The organism is Streptomyces sp. NPDC054757 (genome assembly GCF_053612185.1).
The window spans coordinates 64,799-84,080 of the sequence record NZ_JBSHBW010000031.1; the positions used below are offsets into that span (position 1 = coordinate 64,799).

Consider the following 19,282-nt stretch of genomic DNA (forward strand, 5'->3'; position numbering starts at 1 on the left):
GTGGCTGATCTCATCACTGTCGATGACCCCGATGACCCGCGCCTGCGTGACTACACGGGCCTCACCGACGTCGAACTCCGGCGCAGGCGCGAACCCGTCGAGGGCCTCTTCATCGCCGAGGGTGAGAAGGTCATCCGCCGGGCCAGGCTCGCCGGTTACGAGATGCGGTCGATGCTGCTGTCGGCCAAGTGGGTCGACGTGATGCGGGACGTCATCGACGAGGTCCCGGCCCCGGTGTACGCCGTCAGCCCCGACCTCGCCGAACAGGTCACCGGCTACCACGTGCACCGCGGCGCCCTCGCCTCCATGCAGCGCAAGCCGCTCCCGAGCTCCGACGAACTCCTCGCCAGGACCCGCAAGATCGTCGTCATGGAGTCGGTCAACGACCACACCAACATCGGCGCGATCTTCCGCAGCGCCGCGGCGCTCGGCATGGACGCGGTACTGCTCTCGCCGGACTGCGCCGACCCGCTCTACCGGCGCTCCGTCAAGGTCTCCATGGGCGCGGTCTTCTCGGTGCCCTACGCCCGTCTCGAATCCTGGCCCAGGGGCCTGGAGACCGTGCGGGAAGCGGGCTTCAAGCTGCTCGCCCTCACCCCCGACGCGAAGGCGTCGGATATCGACGAGGCCGCACCGCACCGGGTCGACCGGGTCGCGCTGATGCTCGGCGCGGAGGGCGAAGGGCTGTCGACCCAGGCGCTCGTCGCGGCTGACGAATGGGTACGGATCCCGATGGCGCACGGCGTGGACTCGCTGAACGTGGGCGCCGCCGCTGCCGTCGCCTTCTACGCGGTGGCGACGGGCCGCCCGCAGAGCTGACGCGACCCGTATCCGTATCCCGGTCCGCCCGGCCGTGATGCCGGACAGGGGCGCGGGGGACCGGGCCGGTGGAGTACGGCCGACCGGGCCGGTGTGAAGTACGGCCGACCGGACCGCCCTCAGAACTGCTGCGCTGCCGCGATTCCGAGCAGGACGATCAGCGTCACCACGACGAAGACGATCAGCCGCTGCCGCATCATCCGCGGGCTGGGCCCGGTCCTGCGGCCGGCCGACGTCGGCCGCCCGGTGCCCGACCTCGGCCCGGTGCGGCTGCCCGTACGGCCCGCCGACCGGGTGGCGCCACGCGGCGGCCCCGGCCGGGAGCCACCGTGCGACCCCGCCGGGCGGGGCGCCCCGGGGCGTGGCGCGGGCGGTCTCGGCGTCTGCGGCCTGGAGCCGTGCGGCCTGGGGGTCTGTGCGCCATCCGCGCGGCGCGGCGGAGCGTGCTGCTCGGTCGGCGGCGCGGCGATCCGCCCCGTGGGCCGGTCCGCCTCCTGCTCGCGGCGCTGCGCCGGCGTCCGGCCCTCGGAGAGCCCCTGCGCCTCCCGGGCGGCGATCTCCTTGAGCCGCATGGACAGTTGGAGGGTGGAGGGGCGGTCCTCGGGATCCTTGGCGAGGCAGGCCCGCACCAGGGGCGCCAGGGCGTCGTGCACGTCGTACAGATGCGGCTCCTCATGCACCACGCGGTAGAGCATCACCTCGGAACTGCCGTGTCCGAACGGCGAGTCGGCCGTCGCCGCGTAGGCGAGAGTGGCGCCCAGCGCGAAGACATCCGTCGCCGGGGTGACCGTGGCACCGCGTACCTGCTCGGGCGCCAGGAACCCCGGTGAGCCGACCGCCGTACCGACGTGGGTGAGGGTGCTCGCCCCGGTCGCCCAGGCGATACCGAAGTCGATGATCCGGGGGCCCTTCGGCGAGAGCAGGATGTTCGACGGCTTCAGGTCGCGGTGGACGACCCCGGCCTCATGGACCGCCACGAGCCCCTCGGAGAGCGCGGCCCCGATGGAGGCCACATCGGCGGCGGACAGCGGCCCTTCGTCGGCCACCTTGTCGTGCAAGGAAGGACCGGGTACGTACTGGGTCGCGAACCACGGGCGGTCGGCCTCCAGATCGGCCGCGACCAGCCGGGCCGTGCACCCGCCCCTGATCCGCCGGGCCGCCGACACCTCACGGGCGAACCGCGACCGGAACTCCTGGTCCTCGGCCAGATCCGGCCGGATCACCTTGAGCGCCACCCGCTGCCCCCGCCGGTCGGAGCCGAGGTAGACGACACCCATGCCGCCCGCGCCCAGCCGCCGGTGAAGCCTGAACGAGCCGACGACACGCGGATCCTCGCGCCGGAGCCGCATCATCGTCATGTCCATCCCCGCTGCCCGGTCCGTCTGACGAGGCACAGCTTACGTACCCGCGGGCAGGTGTGCTCATAGGCCGCGCCCTCTCGCCCGGATCGGTTACCCTCCCCGGCGGCTCGTGGTGAGGCGCGGTCACCTCCCGGCCCCTCCGGCCACCTTGGGCCGGAGCGGATCCCAAAGGCCCTCCGCAGAAGGCATATTGGGCCCCTCTCCGGCGGTCGGCCGGTACGGGGCACGGGTACACCGGACACCGTCCGCACCCCGTCCGCGGAGGCCGCCGGGCCAGGACGGCAGGCGGTCACAAGGCCCTGCGGAGGGCCACCGGAAGTGAGTGAAGTCACCCGCTCGGGCACCTCCCGGGCCCCTTGGCCACGGCCCGCCCGGCATCGCGGAGCGCTGCCCTCCGGTTCGCCGGGCGGCGGACGCGGGCGCGGACGGCCGGCGTGCGGGGGCGCCGTTCCCCGGTCGTCCCCGGGCGGCGCTCCCTCGGGGAAGTCCCGCAGGCGTACTGCCGGGTTCTCCACCCAGGGGAGTAGTCCGACACGCGGAGGCTCATCCTCCTGGAGGCCCGGTATTCGGTACGCGGGCATGACGACCGCCTCCCTTCCCGCCCCTAGATTTGAGGTCAAGCGGCGGGTGCAGCACTCGTCCCCCGAGGTCAGCACTCGCCGCTTGCCGAACCGACAGGAGAGGGACCCGGGACCATGGCCGACACCGCAGCGCGGACGGTGCTCCGCACGCAGGGGCGAAGGGCGTACACCGCGCTCGGCGCCCGCAGCTCCGGTACCCGTCACCCGCTGGTGGCGACCGCCATGGTCCTTCCCCTCGCCGCACTGCTGATGTTCGTCTTCGGAGGCTGGCAGGCAGTGGTCACACAGGCGTCGTCCGTGGGCGTGATGCTGGGGCGCTGAGCGGCGCCCCGGGTCCGGGAGAGCGGTCCGGGCCAGGGACATCCGGCCAACAACCCCGTGGGGACGGGGGTGCGGCGGACGGCAGCGTTTGTCCGGTCAGCTGGGGAGCTGGCCGGACATCGCGCTGTCCGGGGCCGCGCCGTTCACCCCGGGACCGGGCATCACGCGGACTCCCGCCCAGACACTCCCGCCACAGACCGGCCGAATGCCGCCCCACCACCCGCCTGCTTCCCTCACCACCCGCTGCGGCAGGCCCCACCACCCGCCTGCTTCCCTCACCACCCGCTGCGGCAGGCCCCACCACCGGCCTGCTTCCCTCACTACTGGCCTGTCGTAAGCGCCCGCACGGGCCCACCACCGGCCCGCGACCGGCCCACCGACGGGGAGACCATGACCGCAACCGCCCGGATACGCGTGCTCGCCGCCGCCGCCGATCGCGCCGCCCACCCCAACGGCGACCGGCCCCCCAGCCGCGACGGGCACCCCACGCACGCACCGTGCCCCGACTGCGGCCGCGCGGCGACCGTCCTCACCGACCGCCCGGACGGCGCCGTCGTGCGGCACGGCTCCGCAGTGGCCAAGGCGCACGCGGCCGACACGGACCGGGCGGCGCTCGCGGTACGGGTGGGGGTCGCCGCCCATCCGCTCCTGGCGGGCGTCCTGCTGCCGCCGCTCGGCGGACCCGTAGGTGGCACGGCCGGACCGGAGGTCCTCACGGTGTGGCCCCGCGGCGCGCCCGTCGACCCCGAGGCCCCGGACGCCGCGCCCTGGGAGGAGGCCGCAGCGCTGCTCGCCCGGCTGCACTCGGTGGAGCCCGCCGCGCTGCCCGGTCCGCTGCCCCCGATGCGGGGCCCGGCCAAGGCGGCCCGTGCGCTGGCCCGGATGCGGGCGGCGGACCCCGGGCCGGCGGCGGAGCCCGTACTGAGAGCCTGGCACGGTCTGCCGGGCTGGGCCCGCGACGAGGCGCCCGCACCCCGGGGCTCCTTCCTCTGCCACGGCGATCTGCACCTCGGCCAGCTCGTCCGGCATCCGGTCGACGGGGGACCCTGGCAGCTGATCGACGTGGACGATCTCGGCCTGGGCGAACCCGCCTGGGATCTGGCCCGTCCCGCCGCCTGGTACGCGGCCGGGCTGCTGGCGCCCGGCACCTGGGCGCGGTTCCTCGCCGCGTACCGGGCGGCCGGCGGTCCGGCCGTGTGCTCCGACGGCGACCCCTGGCCCGAACTGGACGTACCCGCAAGGACGCTGACCGTCCAGGCCGCCGCTCTCGCCCTGGCCAAGTCGGCGGCCGCAGGCAGACCGCTGGACGGTGCCGAGCGGATGATGCTCGACTCGTGTGCCCGAATCGCCGGTGTCCCGGCCGAGTTGGCGCCCGGAGCGGCGTCGTAGGGTGAGCCGTCCTGATCCGACGGCGAGGAGTCGTACCGATGCAGTGTCCCAAGTGCCATGCCCCGATGCACACATACAACCGCAGTGGCGTCCAGATCGAGCAGTGCAGCGGCTGCCGGGGGATATTCCTCGACTACGGGGAGCTGGAGTCGCTGACCAGTCTTGAGGCCCAGTGGGGCCAGCAGCCGCCGCCACAGGCGTACCCGGCCCCGCCGCAGGCGCCGGTATGGGGCGCCCCGCAGCAGCACGGCGGCCACTACGGCGGTCACCACGGGGGCCATCACGGCCACCACAACAGGGGCTTCGGCCACATGCTCTTCTCCTCCTGACCAAGGGGGACAGGAGCCGGGAACAACAGAAAACCCCCGGCCGTGGAGACGGCCGGGGGTTTCTCATCCGGTGCGCGATACTGGGATTGAACCAGTGACCTCTTCCGTGTCAGGGAAGCGCTCTCCCGCTGAGCTAATCGCGCGGGATCGTTCGTACAGCATTTCCGAACAGCGTTACTGCGTGCGCGATACTGGGATTGAACCAGTGACCTCTTCCGTGTCAGGGAAGCGCTCTCCCGCTGAGCTAATCGCGCGGGACGGAAACCCGGCCGAAGCAGGGATCCAGTGGACGATACTGGGATTGAACCAGTGACCTCTTCCGTGTCAGGGAAGCGCTCTCCCGCTGAGCTAATCGTCCTTGGAGGTGGAGACGGGATTTGAACCCGTGTAGACGGCTTTGCAGGCCGTTGCCTCGCCTCTCGGCCACTCCACCAGGAGCACGGGGGTTCGGGAAGATCCCCCGGTTCTGCGAGCGGACGACCAGGTTCGAACTGGCGACCTCAACCTTGGCAAGGTTGCGCTCTACCAACTGAGCTACGTCCGCTTGTCATTCCCGGGGCGTTTGCGCGCCCCGGCGACATGTTGAACTCTAGCGGATTCCCGGGCCAGCACAAAAACGCGTTTGCGCAGCGTGCTGCGGTGCGTTCGCACCGGAGCGGCTTTCCGGCGGCCCGTCCTAGACTCGCCGGTGTGCACCGCCTCACTCCACTTGCCCGCTTCGGCGGCCGCGTCGCCCGTGACCTGCGCGATGTCACCAGCGACCCGGCCGCCCTGGACTCCGCGGGCTTCTGGGCGGTGGCCGCGGATTTCGAGGGCGGGATCGTCTGCGCCCGCTTCGGAGACGTACGCGAGGAACCGGTGCCGGCGGCGCTCCCCGGGCGGTGGCAGGGGCCGGCCGCCGGTGACTGGACGTCCTCGCTCGACCGCGACGCGTACACGGCCGGGGTCCGCCGCATCCGCGCGCGGATCGCCGATGGCGAGGTCTACCAGGCCAACCTCTGCCGGGTCCTCACAGCCCCGCTGCCCGATTCCGCAGCTGCCGACATCGACGCCCTGACCGCTCTGCTCGCCCGTGGCAACCCGGCACCCTACGCCGGGACGATCCGGCTGCCCGCCCACGGTGTCGAGATCGCCACCGCGTCGCCCGAGCTGTATCTGCGCCGCTCGGGGCGGACCGTGGAGTCCGGCCCGATCAAGGGGACCGGGCGCACCGCCGCCGACCTGCTGGAGAAGGACCACGCGGAGAACGTGATGATCGTGGACCTCGTCCGCAACGATCTCGGCCGGGTCTGTGCCACCGGCTCGGTGGATGTGCCGCAGCTCTGCGCGGTCGAGCAGCACCCCGGTCTCGTCCACCTCGTCTCCACGGTCCGCGGGGAGCTGGCCGATGGAGTGGGGTGGAGCCGCCTCCTCGCGGACACCTTCCCGCCGGGCTCGGTGACCGGGGCGCCCAAGTCGAGTGCGCTGCGCATCATCGGGGCGCTGGAGACCGCGGAGCGCGGGCCGTACTGCGGGGCCGTCGGCTGGGTCGACGCCGACCGCGGCACGGCCGAGCTGGCGGTCGGTATCCGGACGTTCTGGATCGACCGCACCGACGGCCGCGGGCCGGTCCTGCGCTTCGGCACCGGCGCCGGGATCACCTGGGGCTCCGACCCGGCACGCGAATGGGACGAGACGGAACTCAAGGCCGGCCGCCTCCTCGCGATAGCGTCCGGGGCGAAAGAGACGACCGGAAGGACCACTCCATGAAGATCTGGGTCAACGGCGGGCTGCGGGACGCGGACACCGCGCTGGTCTCGGTCCTCGACCACGGGCTGACCGTGGGCGACGGCATCTTCGAGACCGTCAAGGCGACCGGGGGGCGCCCCTTCGCGCTCACCCGGCACCTGGACCGGCTGGCCCGCTCGGCCCGGGGTCTCGGCCTGCCCGCCCCCGACCTGGACGAGGTGCGCCGCGCCTGCACGGCCGTGCTCGAAGCCGACCCGGTGGCGCTCGGCCGGCTGCGGATCACGTACACCGGCGGGCTCTCGCCGCTCGGCTCCGACCGCGGCGACGCGGGCCCGACCTTGGTCGTCGCCCTGGGCGGGACCACGCGCCGCCCCGACACCACCGCCGCGGTCACCGTCCCCTGGACGCGCAACGAGCGCGGCGCGCTGGCCGGGCTGAAGACCACCTCGTACGCGGAGAACGTCGTCGCGCTCGCGCGGGCGCACGAACAGGGTGCGACGGAGGCGCTGTTCGCCAACACCACGGGCGCGCTCTGCGAGGGCACGGGCTCCAACGTCTTCGTCGTGATCGAGGGCGAACTGCACACCCCGCCGCTCGCATCGGGCTGTCTGGCCGGTATCACCCGGGCACTGGCTGTGGAGTGGACCGGAGCGCGGGAGACCGAACTGCCGCTGGACGTCCTGGAGCGGGCCGATGAGATCTTCCTGACCTCGACGCTCCGCGACGTACAGGCCGTCCACCGGATCGACGGGCGCCAACTGGCCGACGCACCCGGCCCGGTGACCGCGAAGGCCATGCGGATCTGGGACGAGCGCGCGGCGCAGCGGCTGGACCCCTGAGGCGTACGCGCGGCGACCCTGAGCCGTTTTCACGGCAGCGCGGATGACGTGCGGCCGCCGGGCGGGTACAACTCGCCTGGTGACCACGACTCTGCGGCCGACCGGGCCGCTTCAGCAGGGCGCGGACGGCGCCAAGGCACGCTCCTACGAGGTCCGCGTGAACAGCCGGCCGGTGGGCGCGGTCGACCTCCGTACGGACCAGACGTACGGGCCGGTCTGCGGTGTGATCGGCGGGCTGCGGATCGAGGAGCAGGACCGGGGGCGCGGCCGGGGAACCGTCGCCGCGCTCGCCGCCGAGGAAGTGCTGCGCGGCTGGGGCTGCGCACAGGTACGCATCGCCGTGCTCGCCGACGCCGCGGCCGCCCTGCGGATGGCCGATGCCCTCGGCTACACGCTCCACAACAGCCACCTGATGAAGGAACTCCCCGCGCGGCCGCCGGAACTGCCCGCGGGTGTCGAGGGCCGCCGGATGAGCGAGGACGAGTTCCGGGTGTGGCTGGCCGACGCGGTCGCCGGCTACGCACGGACCTGGGTCGAGCGGGGCCTGACGGAGGCCCGTGCACGCGCCAAGTCCGAGGCCGACCACCGCGACAACCTTCCCGACGGCCTGGCGACCCCCGGTGCGGTCATCGATGTCCTGGTCGAGGACGGCCGCGTGGTCGGGCACGTCTGGATCGCCGGGACAGAGCTCGGCCCCGGCGGACGCGGGGCCTTCGTCTTCGACGTCGAAGTCGCCGAGGAACACCGCGGGCGGGGGCACGGACGCTCCCTTATGCTGCTCGCCGAGCGCGAGGCGCTGGCGGCCGGGGCGCGGCTGATCAAGCTGAACGTGCTGACGGCCAACACCCCGGCGGTACGGCTCTACGCCTCACTCGGCTACCGGCCGGTGGAGCACTTCTACGGCAAGCGGCTGCTCTGAGATCTCCCGTAGCCGAGGCGACCCGGGGCCTGCGGTGTCCCCGGGCCCGAGGTGCCTCACTCCCCGGCGGCGAGCAGCCGGTCGGCGATCTCCTCGATCCGCTCGCGCAGACCTTCCTGGCTCTTGCCGCCGTCCAGCCGTTCGCCGCCGATGACATAGGTCGGGGTGCCGGTGACGCCGATCGCCTTGCCCTCGGCCTGGTCGGCGTCGACGGTCAGTGTGTGCCGGCCGTCGATCAGTACCGTGTCGAACTCGTCCGCGTCCAGGCCGAGTTCACCGGCGGCCTCCAGCAGCACGGGCTCGCCCCGGGCGGCCAGCTCCTCGGTGCGGGCGAGTACGGCCTCGGTGTACGGCCAGCCCTGCCCCTGCTCGAACGCCTCCTCGGCCGCCTGGGCCGCCGCGTAGGCGTGCCGGTGCTTCTCCAGCGGGAAGTGGCGCAGCCGCAGGTCGAGACGGTCGCCGTAGCGGGCGCGCAGCGCGCGTACGTCGTCCAGGGCGCTGCGGCAGTCGGGGCACTGGAGCTCGCACCAGACGTCCAGGACGACACGGCGGGAGGCGGAGGAGTCACTCATGGCGCCAGTCTCCCAGCCGTACGCGGTACCGCCCAACCGGGACCTGAGGAGGATCCTCCCCCGAGTTCTCCCTGAGGTCCGCCCAGGACGTGGCCCCCGCACCCCACTCCGGTGCAGGATGGAGGGGAAGCGAACCTTTGGCTGGAGGAGACCGGATGATTGCCGAGACCGTCTGTTCCGCGGTGTCCGCGGCGGGGCTGGGCATCGCCGCGATCACGGCGTACCGCAAACGCTTCCTGTCGGCGACCCGTATTTTCGCGTATGCGCTGGTCCCGGTGGGCCTTGTGCTGACCGGCGTCGTCGGCTGGGTGGCCGACATCGTGTTCAATCCGTCGGTCTGGCTCGGCTTCGGGATGCTCGCGGTCGCCTGGCTGCTGTTCATGATCACCAGGACGGTCGAGCGCCGCTCCGGCGGCACCCGCAAGGAACGGAAGACGGCTGCCAGGGCCGCCGAGCCCGAAGCGGTGGCCCCCGCGGCTCCCGCTGCCCCGCTGCCGGGCCGTACCGGAGCGCAGCCGCAGACCACCGGCGCGCGGCCCGCGCCGCAGGGCAAGGCCGACGCACCGAAGGCTCCCGCGCCCACCGAGGACTTCTCCGACATCGAGGCGATCCTCAAGAAGCACGGCATCTGACCGCTGGCCGTGGCCGCGAAGTCGCGACGGCAGCCGATCGCGCGGCGCACGGAGTCCCGGGCGGTGCGCGGTGGACCCGGGCCCCGGGCTCAGGCCCCCGTCCGGCCGCTCAGGCCCCCCACCCGGCCTGGGTGCCGCCCACCCGCTCGGCGGCGATCCGCTCCTGCCGGCCGGATGCCAGATAGGCCGCGACCGGATCGGGGTGCAGCCCGTTCTCCTCGCGGATCCCGGCGAGCAGCGGCCTGACGTCGGTGTTGTACGCATCCATCAGCACCGCGTTCGCGCCGAGCACGTCCCCCGAGCGCTGCGCTGCGCCGAGTGCGTCGGCGTCGACGGTGAGCGCCTTGGCCGTGGCCTCCTGGACGTTCATCACCGACCGGATGACGGCCGGGACCTTGGCCTCGATGTTGTGGCACTGGTCGAGCATGAAGTTGACCCGGGCGGCCGGTTCCAGACCGCCGTTCCTGACCACCTCGTGCATGATCCGGAACAGCTGGAAGGGGTCGGCGGCCCCCGCCATCAGATCGTCGTCGGCGTAGAAGCGTGAGTTGAAGTCGAAGGCCCCGAGCTTGCCCTCCCGCAGCAGCACGGCGACGATGAACTCGATATTGGTGCCCGGTGCGTGGTGCCCGGTGTCCACGACGACCTTCGCCTTCGGCCCGAGCTTCAGGCAGTGGGCGTACGCCGTGCCCCAGTCGGGGACATCCGTGGCGTAGAAGGCGGGCTCGAAGAGCTTGTACTCCAGCAGCATCCGGCGGCCGTCACCCAGCCGCTCGTACACGGTGGCCAGCGCCTCGGCGAGCCGGTCCTGGCGGGCGGACACATCGTCCTGCCCGGGGTAGTTGGTGCCGTCCGAGAACCACAGCTTCAGATCGGACGAGCCGGTCTCCTCCATGATGCCGACGCACTCCAGCAGGTGCGCGACCGCCTTGCGCCGGACCGCCGCGTCGGGGTGGGTCACCGATCCCAGCCTGAAGGCGTCGTCCTGGAAGACGTTGGAGTTGACCGCGCCGAGCGTCAGCCCGCGCTCCTTCGCGTACGCGGCGAGTGCGGCGTAGTCGTCCACCCGGTCCCAGGGGATGTGCAGGGAGACCCGGGGGGCCACCCCGGTGAAGGCGTGGACCTGCGCGGCGTCGTCCAGCTTCTCGAAGGGGTCACGGGGCACGCCGGGCTGGGCGAAGACCTTGAACCGGGTACCGGAGTTCCCGTACCCCCAGGACGGGGTCTCGATCGTCTGCGAAACCAGCGCGGCCCTCACGGCCGAGAGTCCGGACATGCCCAACCCCTTCAATGAATCGATTCATTGAGCGGTAAGCTAGTGGGGGCGCACAACCGCGTCAACCCTTGACACATCGCGGGGCTACGGTGGTTTGAATCAATTCACCGTAAGGTCGGCCCGGCTGCCGGGAACGGGCTCTCGGCAGCCAGGAGCGGGCGCCGGACATGTCCGCCGAGCCCGGCGCTCCACCCGTCTCGCCGCGGCGGGGGCGCGACCGTACGATGAGCGCACTCCGTGCGGGCAGCCGGACACCACCCGGGCCGGGCCCGGACACAGCCAGGTACAGCAGGTGGGACAGACGTGGCAGGCATCAAGGACGTGGCCAGACGTGCGGGCGTCTCGGTCGGCACCGTGTCCAACGTCATCAACAGGCCCGCATCCGTCTCACCGGAGACCCGGGCCCGGGTGCAGGCGGCCATCGCCGAACTCGGTTACGTACGGAGTGAGTCGGCCAGACAGCTGAGGGCGGGCAGCAGCAGGATCGTGGCGCTCCTCGTGCTCGACATGGGCAACCCCTTCTTCGTGGACATCGCACGCGGCGCCGAACGGGCCGCCCGCGCGGCCGGGCTCGGCGTCATGGTCTGCAACAGCGACCAGAGCGCGGCGGAGGAGGCCGCCTATCTCTCGCTCTTCGCCGAGCAGCGGGTGCTGGGCGTGCTGGTCACCCCGGCCGACCCGACGGGCAGGAGCCTGGAGGAGTTCGGCCGGCACGGCATCCCCTCCGTCCTGGTCGACCGGGTGGCGTCCGGCGGCGCCTCCTGCGCGGTCTCGGTCGACGACGTCCACGGCGGAACGCTGGCCGTACGCCACCTCGTCGCCGCCGGACACCGGTCGATCGCCTTCGTCACCGGGCCGCCGGAGCTGCGCCAGATCCAGGACCGCAGGAAGGGTGCGCTGGCCGCGCTCGACGAGGCGGGGCTCCCGCCGGAGGCCCTGGTGGAGATCTCCACGGGCCGGCTCGACGTGGCGGCGGGCCGGGACGCGGGTGCGCGGCTGGTCGGTCTGGCGCCGCGGCCGACGGCCGTCTTCTGTGTGAACGACCTGCTGGCGCTCGGCGTGCTCCAGTCGCTGTACGCGGCGGGCGTCAGGGTGCCGCAGGACATGGCCATCGTCGGCTACGACGACATCGAGTTCGCCGCGGCCGCCGCCGTACCGCTGACATCGGTACGCCAGCCCGCGGTGCTGATGGGGCGGATGGCTGCCGAACTCCTGCTGGAGGAGGCCGGATACGCGGGCGAGGGCGAACATCTGCACCGCGGTGTCATGCTCCAGCCCGAGCTGGTCGTCCGGGCGTCGAGCATTCTGCCGCACTGACGTCCGGCCGGGGCACACACGACCGGACGGGCTGTCACGGGATCCAGCGAACTCGCTGCCGAAATATGCGTGTTGGTCAGCGAAAACGGCTGCGCTACGTCATCATCGGCCCGAGATGCCGGATACCTCCCGGGACGATGCCGCCGTCCCCACCCCTGCCCCCGAGCCGCGTGGCTGCCTCTTCGCGCTCTCCCAGCCGCCCCTGATGATCTTCCTCGGGGTGATCTGCTGTCTGCTGTTCATGGCGGCCGTGCACGATCTGTTCCTGCTGTGAGGGCGGAGGTCAGTCCGCTGCCGCTTTCCGCCTGGCGCGGTAGGCGGCGACATGGAGGCGGTTGCCGCAGGTGCGGCTGTCGCAGTACCGGCGGGAGCGGTTCCGTGAGAGATCGACGAAGGCGTGTCCGCAGTCCGGTGCCTCGCAGCGGCGGAGCCGCTCCTGTTCGCCCGCGACGACGATGAAGGCGAGCGCCATGCCGCAGTCGGCCGCCAGGTGGTCGGCGACCGAGGCGCCCGGTGCGAAGTAGTGCACATGCCAGTCGTAGCCGTCGTGGTCGGTGAGCTGCGGAGTGGTGCCCGCGGCTGCGACGAGCTGGTTGACCAGCGCGGCCGCAGCACGGGGGCCGGGGGCCGCGAAGACATCGGCGAACTGCCGGCGCACCCTGATGACGGCCTGCCGGTCGCCCTCGTCGAGCCGCCCCACGCCGCTCAGGTCGTAGTCGCGCACGAAGGCGTACAGCCCGTCGATGTCGGCGAGGGGGTCGGTGGCCGCGCCCTCGGGAGCGGTGTTCACCAGACCGACCACCACGTTGAGGGCGATCCGGGTGTCGTGGGGGATCAGCACGATGCGCTCCCTGGCCTGCGGCGGGCCGGCGCCCGCCGATGCTGGCCGACTCTAGTCGCTCCCGCCCCCTGCACACCGGGGCGCCGCCCCCGCGGTGGATTCCGCGGGCACGGCGCCCGGCTTCCGGCCTATGTCGTTGTCTGCGCGGCGCCGTCGCCCCGAGTCGGACGGCGCCGGGCCTCTCGTGTCCTGGCTCAGCTCTCGGCCAGGATGTGCGAGAGCTCGGTGTCGAGGTCGAAGTGGCGGTGCTCCGTGCCGGGTGGCACGGCAGCGTCGGTTCGCTTGAGGAACGACTCCAGGGCCCTCGCAGGGGCTTCGAGCAGGGCTTCTCCCTCCGGGGAGCTCAGGGCGATGCAGACCACGCCCTGACCGTGACTGCGCGACGGCCAGACTCGGACGTCGCCGGTGCCGGTGGGCCTGTGCAGACCCTCTGCGAGGAGATCGCGGGCGAAGACCCACTCCACGGTCTCCTCGGCTCCGGTGTGGAAGGTGGCATGCACGGCATACGGATCGGCCGTGTCATACCGCAGGCCCGCGGGAACAGGCAGGGATGACTCGCTCGACACAACGAGGCGCAGGTGCAGCTCGCAGCTGACCGTGGTGTTCATAAGCGCCAGGGCCTTTCGCTCAGTGTGCGCTCGGGGATTCGCACGTCGGCGAAATCGACATGCCACCTACGGTGCCGTTGTAAACCCCTCTGACCGATTTGTGGCTCTTGATGTCCCCTGTACGGCTGAGTGTGAGTTTGTACCGTTACGGCAAATGGGTGACGCCGGGGGTGGCGGCCCCGGCTCCCGCCGGTCCGCCGGATCGGGGTGCGTGCTCACGGAGGGTGACGGTGCGGGGCGCGGGCCGGGTGGGGCGGCGGGGTGGGTGCCTGGCTCCCGGGCAAGATCCATGAGCGATCCCGGGGTGGTCCGGAACGGCCCGGGGCATGCGGTAATGTTTTCCCTGCACCCGGGCGATTAGCTCAGTGGGAGAGCGCTTCGTTCACACCGAAGAGGTCACTGGTTCGAACCCAGTATCGCCCACCGTCCGGTTCCGATGGCCCGGAGGCTTCCCAGCCTCCGGGCCATCGGCGTTCCGCCGTGACGCGCCCGCGGCCGGCCCTTCCGCTCCCCAGTGGTCCGGCTGTCCGTCCGTCCTACGATGAAACGATTCATGACCGCACGGTGACGCGCCCGCGATCCACTGCGGCCGGTGGGTGTCCGGCTGCCGTGAGATGCCGCCGCGGGTCCGCGCCCGTACCTGCCGCGGGAGTTTGGACCAGCACCCGCGGGCCCTGTATGGTTCAGTCCGTTCCCGGGCGATTAGCTCAGTGGGAGAGCGCTTCGTTCACACCGAAGAGGTCACTGGTTCGAACCCAGTATCGCCCACCGGGTGCAGGCCGGTCCGTCACCACGGACCGGCCTTTCTCATGCCCTGTGCCCACATGTCCTGCGCCCTTGTGCCCCGCGCCGGCCGCGTCCTGCCGTACGGTCAGGCCACGGCGGACAGTTCGGGCCGCAGGGGCCACGACGGGTCCACCGCTTCCGGTGTGCCCTGCCGGGTGAACCACGCCTGCAGGCCACGCGCCTGCGCCGCGTGCCAGGTCGTCTGGAGCGTGTGCAGCTCACCGGGTGTCAGCCGCTCCAGCCGTCCGGCGAACCGGCGGCCTATCGCCCGTACGAGCTCCAGCGAGGCCAGCGCGTCCGCGGCCGCGTCATGGGCGCCCTCCAGCCGTACCTCGTACTGCTCGCAGAGATCCGTCAGCGTGCGGTGGCCCTTGCGGTAGCGGTCCAGGTGTTTGTCCAGGACGCGCGGGTCCAGTACCCGCAGCGGTGACTCCCCGAGGTACCGGCCGAGCGACGAGGCGCGGTGCCGCCTCAACTCCCGGTCGAGGAGGGTCAGATCGAAGGGCGCGTTCATGACCACCAGCGGACGGCCCGCCGCGCACTGCTCGGCCAGTGCCTTGGCCACCTCCGCCACCACGGGGGCCGGCCAGCGGCCGTTGCGCTGCAGATGGAGATCGGTCAGGCCATGGATCTCGGTGGCGCCCGCGGGAACCGGGATGCCCGGATTCACCAGCCAGCGGACGGTGCGCGGCCGCCCGCCCGCGGTGTCCTGCACGACCAGCGCGGCGGACACGATGCGGTCCTCCTCGACGTCCACACCCGTCGTCTCGGTGTCAAAAGCGGCCAGGGGTCCTTCGAACCAGCACGGCATGTCCCAACTCCTCGCACTCACTTGGCAGATGGCGTGCGACATCCGCCCGATTCGGTGATACCCGGCTGTTTGCGACATACGCCGACCGGAGACAACACAGGTGACGGCCGCAGAACTTGACGGCCCGTCGCCGGAAATGGACCGGCCCGGCACCGGCGCGGTCCGGAAGGCACACCACAGCCATGGCGCTCACGCAGCCCGAACGGGGCCCCCTGGTGCCCGAGCGGCTCGCGCCGCTGCGCGGTTCGCTCGCCACCACCGCCTGTATGGAGACCTTTCAGGTGGGATATCTGCACGCGGTCGCGGCCGCTTCGGGATGTTCGCTGTCCCAGCCCTTTCCGGACAACGGGATCGACTGGCATGTGAGCCACGGAGCCCCGGACCACACCGTGGACGACGAAGTGACGATCAAGGTGCAGCTGAAATGCACCTACCAGATCGCCCCTGACCCGCCGGGCGGGGCCTTCTCCTTCACGCTCGACAACGCCCATCTCGTGAAACTCGCCCGGACGCCGGTCTCGGTGCACAGGATCCTCGTCGTGATGCTGGTACCGCGGACCCGGGACGAGTGGCTGCGGGCCGGTCACGACCGGCTCGATCTGCGGCACTGCTGTTACTGGACCAACCTGGCAGGCCACCCGGTGACGGGCCGGCACAGGACCACCGTGCGGATCCCGACCTCGCGGATATTCGACGACCGAGCACTCTGCGAGATCATGACCCGCGTCGGGGCCGGAGGGAGACCCTGATGCAGCACCGACCGCTCGACGAACCCGTACGTCCCCACCCCGTCGAAGCCCCGGGGGTCAGGGACGGCGGCGACGGCCCCGACCCCGCGCGGGTGGACCCCGCCGTACTGGGCGCGCTCCTCGGCCGGCACGGCTGGTGCCGTCGCGGCGGAGCAGCGGGCCGCTACGCCCGCTGGACGCCCCCGGGCCCGGCGGCCCGGGGCACGAGCGTCCTCGTCCCCGAGAGCCGTGCCTTCCCCGACAGCGAGGATCTGCTCGCCGAGGCGCTGACCGCCCTCACCCGCTGCGCCGCGCCCTCGGCCCGCGAGGTGCTGGTGGCGCTGGCCGTGCCGAGCGACGAGATCCGCTGGTCGCGGGAGACGGCCGACGGCCTCTCCGGGGTGGCCCCCTGGACCGTCCAGGAGCAACTGCGTTCGGCCGCACGCCAGATGCTCACCGCGGGGGCGCTCGCCGCGGCCCGGAGCGCCGGTTACCACGGCGCCCGCCACCGCAGGCAGGCCGGAGCCGCGCTGGACGGCGTGCTGGCGGGACCCGCCCCGGACGGGCACGGCCTCACCGCCTTCGTCCCCGTGGAGCCGGGCAGGCCCGCCGTGGTCCGGCTGCACCACGCGCTGCACGCCGCCAGGGAGGCGGTGGACTACCAGCGTGCGACCGGCGGGATGGACGCCTTCGACGCGGCAGTCCGTGCCGGGGTGAGCCGCGAGCTGACCGAGTCGGTCGTCGCACTCGTACGGGGCACCGAAGGGGTGTCGGTCGCGCTGGCCTGGGCTCCGGCGGCCGGGGTCCCCGAGGGGTGCGCGGCCAGGCCGGAACCGGTCGGGTTCTCACCCGGCGACCTGCCGGCGCTGCGGGCCGCCGGCGCACGCTATCTGCGGTCGGAGCCCTCGCTGCCGGTGCGGGTCACGGGCGCGGTGGTACGGATGCGCCGCTCGGCGCCCGGCGGCCCCGGCACGGTGCGGCTGCGGGTGCTGGCCGGGGCGGAGGTCCCGTACGTACGGATGGTGCTCGACGAGGAGGCGTACCGGATCGCGGGCCACGCCCATCTGGTCGGGCTGCCGGTCAGGGTGCGGGGCAGACTGGAGAGCCGGGGCGGCTTCCGCAGGCTGACCGGCGCCGAAGGGGTGGCCCCGGTGCAGGTGGACGAGGCGGAGCGGGACCGGCTGATGAAGGCCCTCCAGGAGAACCTCGACTTCTTCGAGGAGGCCTGCGCGGGGGAGCGGGCACCGGACGGGGGAGAGGCCGCGGAGGGGGGCCGGAGCGGGCGGCCCTAACCGTTTCGCAAACCACACCCCGGTCTCGGTACGATTCAGGCGCGCCGCGCTACGGCGGCGCACCCCCTGAGTCAGGAGAGACCGGTGTCAGACGTCCGTGTGGTCATCCAACGCGATTCCGAGCGGGAAGAGCGCGTGGTGACGACGGGCACTACGGCAGCCGAGCTCTTCCCCGGCGAGCGCGCCGTCGTCGCGGCCCGGGTGGCCGGTGAGCTGAAGGACCTGGCCTACGCCCTGGCCGACGGCGACGAGGTCGAGCCCGTCCTGATCTCGTCCGACGACGGCCTCGACATCCTGCGCCACTCCACCGCGCATGTGATGGCGCAGGCCGTGCAGCAGCTCTTCCCCGACGCGAAGCTCGGCATCGGGCCGCCGGTCAAGGACGGCTTCTACTACGACTTCGACGTCGAGCGGCCGTTCACCCCCGAGGATCTCAAGGCCATCGAGAAGAAGATGCAGGAGATCCAGAAGCGCGGCCAGCGCTTCTCGCGGCGTGTGGTGACGGACGACGACGCCCGCGCCGAGCTGGCGTCCGAGCCGTACAAGCTGGAGCTCATCGGGATCAAGGGCTCCGCCTCCGCGGAGGACGGTGCGGACGTCGAGGTGGGCGGCGGCGAGCTGACCATCTACGACAACCTCGACGCGAAGACCGGTGAACTCTGCTGGAAGGACCTCTGCCGGGGTCCGCACCTGCCCACCACCCGGTTCATCCCGGCCTTCAAGCTGATGCGGAACGCCGCCGCGTACTGGCGTGGCAGCGAGAAGAACCCGATGCTCCAGCGCATCTACGGCACCGCCTGGCCCACCAAGGACGAGCTCAAGGCGCACCTGGAGTTCCTGGAGGAGGCCGCCAAGCGCGACCACCGCAAGCTCGGCAACGAGCTGGACCTCTTCTCCTTCCCGGACGAGATCGGTCCCGGCCTCGCGGTCTTCCACCCCAAGGGCGGCGTCATCCGCCGCGCCATGGAGGACTACTCGCGCAAGCGGCACGAGGAGGAGGGCTACGAGTTCGTCTACTCGCCGCACGCCACCAAGGGCAAGCTCTTCGAGAAGTCCGGCCACCTGGACTGGTACGCGGACGGCATGTACCCGCCCATGCAGCTCGACGACGGGGTGGACTACTACCTCAAGCCGATGAACTGCCCCATGCACAACCTGATCTTCGACGCCCGCGGCCGCTCCTACCGTGAACTGCCGCTGCGGCTCTTCGAGTTCGGCACGGTGTACCGGTACGAGAAGTCCGGTGTGGTGCACGGCCTGACCCGTTCGCGCGGCTTCACGCAGGACGACGCGCACATCTACTGCACCAGGGAGCAGATGGCGGAGGAGCTGGACAGGACGCTGACCTTCGTCCTGAACCTGCTGCGCGACTACGGCCTGACCGACTTCTATCTGGAGCTGTCCACCAAGGACCCGGAGAAGTTCGTCGGCTCGGACGAGGCATGGGAGGAGGCCACCGAGACGCTCCGCCAGGTCGCCGAGAAGCAGGGCCTTCCGCTGGTCCCGGACCCGGGCGGCGCCGCGTTCTACGGGCCGAAGATCTCCGTCCAGTGCAAGGACGCCATCGGGCGCACCTGGCAGATGTCGACCGTGCAGCTCGACTTCAACCTGCCGGAGCGCTTCGACCTGGAGTACACGGGCCCCGACGGCACCAAGCAGCGCCCGGTCATGATCCACCGTGCCCTGTTCGGTTCCATCGAGCGCTTCTTCGCGGTGCTCCTGGAGCACTACGCGGGTGCGTTCCCGGTCTGGCTGGCCCCCGTCCAGGCGGTCGGCATCCCGATCGGCGACGCGCACATCCCGTACCTCCAGGAGTTCGCCGCCAGGGCCCGCAAGCAGGGACTGCGGGTCGAGGTGGACGCCTCGTCGGACCGGATGCAGAAGAAGATCCGCAACCAGCAGCGCGCCAAGGTGCCCTTCATGATCATCGCGGGTGACGAGGACATGGCCAACGGCGCCGTCTCCTTCCGTTACCGCGACGGGTCGCAGGAGAATGGCATCCCGGCGGACGACGCCCTCGCGAAGATCGCCCAGGCCGTCGCGGACCGCGTACAGGTCTGACCGCCGGGCGGACCGGTTCCGCCCCCGCCCGGCATCCGACGAGGCGAGGCCCCCGCGCCCTCAGGGCTGCGG

Annotated in this window: 19 protein-coding genes and 7 tRNA genes; 15 read left to right on the top strand and 11 right to left on the bottom strand. The window is 72.0% G+C overall.

Features of this window, described 5'->3' with window-relative positions; genetic code table 11:
• Nucleotides 1-819, top strand: a complete 819-nt coding sequence (locus tag ACWGKJ_RS28855) for a TrmH family RNA methyltransferase (protein WP_385030029.1) — start codon at nucleotides 1-3, stop codon at nucleotides 817-819.
• A 119-nt stretch (nucleotides 820-938) separates the two neighbouring features.
• Here ACWGKJ_RS28855 and ACWGKJ_RS28860 read toward each other — a convergent pair whose 3' ends face one another.
• A complete protein-coding gene (locus tag ACWGKJ_RS28860) occupies nucleotides 939-2,177 on the bottom strand; it encodes a serine/threonine-protein kinase (RefSeq protein ID WP_385030086.1) in 1,239 nt (412 codons plus the stop codon).
• 698 nt (nucleotides 2,178-2,875) lie between these two features.
• Between ACWGKJ_RS28860 and ACWGKJ_RS28865 the strand changes: the two genes are divergently transcribed.
• The 3 genes from ACWGKJ_RS28865 (at nucleotide 2,876) to ACWGKJ_RS28875 (ending at nucleotide 4,800) form a co-directional block, all read left to right on the top strand.
• Nucleotides 2,876-3,082, top strand: a complete 207-nt coding sequence (locus ACWGKJ_RS28865; RefSeq protein WP_385030032.1) for a hypothetical protein — start codon at nucleotides 2,876-2,878, stop codon at nucleotides 3,080-3,082.
• Nucleotides 3,083-3,472: 390 nt separating this feature from the next.
• Nucleotides 3,473-4,471, top strand: coding sequence for a phosphotransferase family protein (locus ACWGKJ_RS28870; protein ID WP_385030035.1), 999 nt, complete (start codon nucleotides 3,473-3,475; stop codon nucleotides 4,469-4,471).
• 38 nt (nucleotides 4,472-4,509) lie between these two features.
• Nucleotides 4,510-4,800 (top strand): TFIIB-type zinc ribbon-containing protein, encoded by a 291-nt coding sequence (locus ACWGKJ_RS28875; protein WP_385030038.1) that lies wholly within the window; start codon nucleotides 4,510-4,512, stop codon nucleotides 4,798-4,800.
• A gap of 71 nt (nucleotides 4,801-4,871) precedes the next feature.
• Here the strand turns inward: ACWGKJ_RS28875 and ACWGKJ_RS28880 are convergent.
• The 5 genes from ACWGKJ_RS28880 to ACWGKJ_RS28900 all read right to left on the bottom strand — a co-directional run bounded on the left by ACWGKJ_RS28880 (nucleotide 4,872) and on the right by ACWGKJ_RS28900 (nucleotide 5,344).
• Nucleotides 4,872-4,943, bottom strand: a tRNA-Val gene (locus ACWGKJ_RS28880).
• A 39-nt stretch (nucleotides 4,944-4,982) separates the two neighbouring features.
• Nucleotides 4,983-5,054 (bottom strand) — tRNA-Val (locus tag ACWGKJ_RS28885).
• 32 nt (nucleotides 5,055-5,086) lie between these two features.
• Nucleotides 5,087-5,158: transfer RNA gene (locus ACWGKJ_RS28890), tRNA-Val, on the bottom strand.
• A gap of 1 nt (nucleotide 5,159) precedes the next feature.
• Nucleotides 5,160-5,233 (bottom strand) — tRNA-Cys (locus ACWGKJ_RS28895).
• A 38-nt stretch (nucleotides 5,234-5,271) separates the two neighbouring features.
• Nucleotides 5,272-5,344: transfer RNA gene (locus ACWGKJ_RS28900), tRNA-Gly, on the bottom strand.
• A gap of 146 nt (nucleotides 5,345-5,490) precedes the next feature.
• Between ACWGKJ_RS28900 and ACWGKJ_RS28905 the strand changes: the two genes are divergently transcribed.
• The 3 genes from ACWGKJ_RS28905 (at nucleotide 5,491) to ACWGKJ_RS28915 (ending at nucleotide 8,286) form a co-directional block, all read left to right on the top strand.
• Nucleotides 5,491-6,549: a chorismate-binding protein gene (locus ACWGKJ_RS28905; protein WP_385030041.1), complete on the top strand. Its 1,059-nt coding sequence runs from the start codon at nucleotides 5,491-5,493 to the stop codon at nucleotides 6,547-6,549.
• Nucleotides 6,546-7,367: an aminotransferase class IV gene (locus ACWGKJ_RS28910; RefSeq protein WP_385030044.1), complete on the top strand. Its 822-nt coding sequence runs from the start codon at nucleotides 6,546-6,548 to the stop codon at nucleotides 7,365-7,367. Before ACWGKJ_RS28905 ends, ACWGKJ_RS28910 begins: the two co-directional genes overlap by 4 nt.
• Nucleotides 7,368-7,446: 79 nt before the next feature.
• Nucleotides 7,447-8,286, top strand: coding sequence for a GNAT family N-acetyltransferase (locus ACWGKJ_RS28915; protein WP_385030047.1), 840 nt, complete (start codon nucleotides 7,447-7,449; stop codon nucleotides 8,284-8,286).
• A gap of 56 nt (nucleotides 8,287-8,342) precedes the next feature.
• On the opposite strand, the gene ACWGKJ_RS28920 is transcribed toward ACWGKJ_RS28915, so the two are convergent.
• Nucleotides 8,343-8,858 carry a DsbA family protein gene (locus ACWGKJ_RS28920; protein ID WP_385030050.1) on the bottom strand — a complete coding sequence of 172 codons (516 nt, stop codon included), beginning with the start codon at nucleotides 8,856-8,858 and terminating at the stop codon, nucleotides 8,343-8,345.
• Between the two features lie 155 nt (nucleotides 8,859-9,013).
• Here ACWGKJ_RS28920 and ACWGKJ_RS28925 point away from each other — a divergent pair, with 155 nt between their 5' ends.
• Complete coding sequence (locus tag ACWGKJ_RS28925) at nucleotides 9,014-9,490, top strand: hypothetical protein (RefSeq protein ID WP_385030053.1); 477 nt, start codon at nucleotides 9,014-9,016, stop codon at nucleotides 9,488-9,490.
• A 109-nt stretch (nucleotides 9,491-9,599) separates the two neighbouring features.
• Here ACWGKJ_RS28925 and rhaI read toward each other — a convergent pair whose 3' ends face one another.
• Nucleotides 9,600-10,766: an L-rhamnose isomerase gene (gene rhaI, locus ACWGKJ_RS28930; RefSeq protein WP_385030056.1), complete on the bottom strand. Its 1,167-nt coding sequence runs from the start codon at nucleotides 10,764-10,766 to the stop codon at nucleotides 9,600-9,602.
• Between the two features lie 303 nt (nucleotides 10,767-11,069).
• Between rhaI and ACWGKJ_RS28935 the strand changes: the two genes are divergently transcribed.
• On the top strand, nucleotides 11,070-12,083 hold the full coding sequence (locus ACWGKJ_RS28935; protein WP_385030059.1) for a LacI family DNA-binding transcriptional regulator: 1,014 nt from the start codon (nucleotides 11,070-11,072) through the stop codon (nucleotides 12,081-12,083).
• A gap of 115 nt (nucleotides 12,084-12,198) precedes the next feature.
• Nucleotides 12,199-12,357, top strand: coding sequence for a hypothetical protein (locus ACWGKJ_RS28940; protein ID WP_385030062.1), 159 nt, complete (start codon nucleotides 12,199-12,201; stop codon nucleotides 12,355-12,357).
• A gap of 9 nt (nucleotides 12,358-12,366) precedes the next feature.
• Here the strand turns inward: ACWGKJ_RS28940 and ACWGKJ_RS28945 are convergent, their stop codons facing one another.
• Nucleotides 12,367-12,924, bottom strand: a complete 558-nt coding sequence (locus tag ACWGKJ_RS28945; RefSeq protein WP_385030065.1) for a CGNR zinc finger domain-containing protein — start codon at nucleotides 12,922-12,924, stop codon at nucleotides 12,367-12,369.
• 194 nt (nucleotides 12,925-13,118) lie between these two features.
• Complete coding sequence (locus tag ACWGKJ_RS28950) at nucleotides 13,119-13,532, bottom strand: SsgA family sporulation/cell division regulator (RefSeq protein ID WP_003959770.1); 414 nt, start codon at nucleotides 13,530-13,532, stop codon at nucleotides 13,119-13,121.
• A 351-nt stretch (nucleotides 13,533-13,883) separates the two neighbouring features.
• Between ACWGKJ_RS28950 and ACWGKJ_RS28955 the strand changes: the two genes are divergently transcribed.
• Together ACWGKJ_RS28955 and ACWGKJ_RS28960 are read left to right on the top strand one after the other, a co-directional pair.
• Nucleotides 13,884-13,955: transfer RNA gene (locus ACWGKJ_RS28955), tRNA-Val, on the top strand.
• A 273-nt stretch (nucleotides 13,956-14,228) separates the two neighbouring features.
• Nucleotides 14,229-14,300, top strand: a tRNA-Val gene (locus ACWGKJ_RS28960).
• A 103-nt stretch (nucleotides 14,301-14,403) separates the two neighbouring features.
• On the opposite strand, the gene ACWGKJ_RS28965 is transcribed toward ACWGKJ_RS28960, so the two are convergent.
• A complete protein-coding gene (locus ACWGKJ_RS28965) occupies nucleotides 14,404-15,129 on the bottom strand; it encodes a 3'-5' exonuclease (protein WP_385030068.1) in 726 nt (241 codons plus the stop codon).
• A gap of 182 nt (nucleotides 15,130-15,311) precedes the next feature.
• On the opposite strand from ACWGKJ_RS28965, the gene ACWGKJ_RS28970 reads away from it, so the two are divergent.
• The 3 genes from ACWGKJ_RS28970 to thrS all read left to right on the top strand — a co-directional run bounded on the left by ACWGKJ_RS28970 (nucleotide 15,312) and on the right by thrS (nucleotide 19,210).
• On the top strand, nucleotides 15,312-15,878 hold the full coding sequence (locus ACWGKJ_RS28970) for a DUF4365 domain-containing protein (protein ID WP_385030071.1): 567 nt from the start codon (nucleotides 15,312-15,314) through the stop codon (nucleotides 15,876-15,878).
• Nucleotides 15,878-17,149 (top strand): hypothetical protein, encoded by a 1,272-nt coding sequence (locus tag ACWGKJ_RS28975; RefSeq protein ID WP_385030074.1) that lies wholly within the window; start codon nucleotides 15,878-15,880, stop codon nucleotides 17,147-17,149. The genes ACWGKJ_RS28970 and ACWGKJ_RS28975 overlap by 1 nt, the downstream gene beginning before the upstream one ends.
• Before the next feature lie 84 nt (nucleotides 17,150-17,233).
• Nucleotides 17,234-19,210 carry a threonine--tRNA ligase gene (gene thrS, locus ACWGKJ_RS28980; RefSeq protein ID WP_385030077.1) on the top strand — a complete coding sequence of 659 codons (1,977 nt, stop codon included), beginning with the start codon at nucleotides 17,234-17,236 and terminating at the stop codon, nucleotides 19,208-19,210.
• Nucleotides 19,211-19,282 lie beyond the last annotated feature (72 nt).

Bases quoted from the DNA above. Each gene is read 5' to 3' on its own strand.
- ACWGKJ_RS28910 (WP_385030044.1), top strand. From the start codon at position 6,546: ATGAAGATCTGGGTCAACGGCGGGCTGCGGGACGCGGACACCGCGCTG.
- ACWGKJ_RS28965 (WP_385030068.1), bottom strand. From the start codon at position 15,129: ATGCCGTGCTGGTTCGAAGGACCCCTGGCCGCTTTTGACACCGAGACG.
- ACWGKJ_RS28920 (WP_385030050.1), bottom strand. From the start codon at position 8,858: ATGAGTGACTCCTCCGCCTCCCGCCGTGTCGTCCTGGACGTCTGGTGC.
- ACWGKJ_RS28940 (WP_385030062.1), top strand. From the start codon at position 12,199: ATGCCGGATACCTCCCGGGACGATGCCGCCGTCCCCACCCCTGCCCCC.
- ACWGKJ_RS28970 (WP_385030071.1), top strand. From the start codon at position 15,312: ATGGCGCTCACGCAGCCCGAACGGGGCCCCCTGGTGCCCGAGCGGCTC.
- ACWGKJ_RS28860 (WP_385030086.1), bottom strand. From the start codon at position 2,177: ATGACGATGATGCGGCTCCGGCGCGAGGATCCGCGTGTCGTCGGCTCG.
- ACWGKJ_RS28865 (WP_385030032.1), top strand. From the start codon at position 2,876: ATGGCCGACACCGCAGCGCGGACGGTGCTCCGCACGCAGGGGCGAAGG.
- ACWGKJ_RS28925 (WP_385030053.1), top strand. From the start codon at position 9,014: ATGATTGCCGAGACCGTCTGTTCCGCGGTGTCCGCGGCGGGGCTGGGC.
- rhaI (WP_385030056.1), bottom strand. From the start codon at position 10,766: ATGTCCGGACTCTCGGCCGTGAGGGCCGCGCTGGTTTCGCAGACGATC.
- ACWGKJ_RS28875 (WP_385030038.1), top strand. From the start codon at position 4,510: ATGCAGTGTCCCAAGTGCCATGCCCCGATGCACACATACAACCGCAGT.
- ACWGKJ_RS28950 (WP_003959770.1), bottom strand. From the start codon at position 13,532: ATGAACACCACGGTCAGCTGCGAGCTGCACCTGCGCCTCGTTGTGTCG.
- ACWGKJ_RS28870 (WP_385030035.1), top strand. From the start codon at position 3,473: ATGACCGCAACCGCCCGGATACGCGTGCTCGCCGCCGCCGCCGATCGC.
- ACWGKJ_RS28975 (WP_385030074.1), top strand. From the start codon at position 15,878: ATGCAGCACCGACCGCTCGACGAACCCGTACGTCCCCACCCCGTCGAA.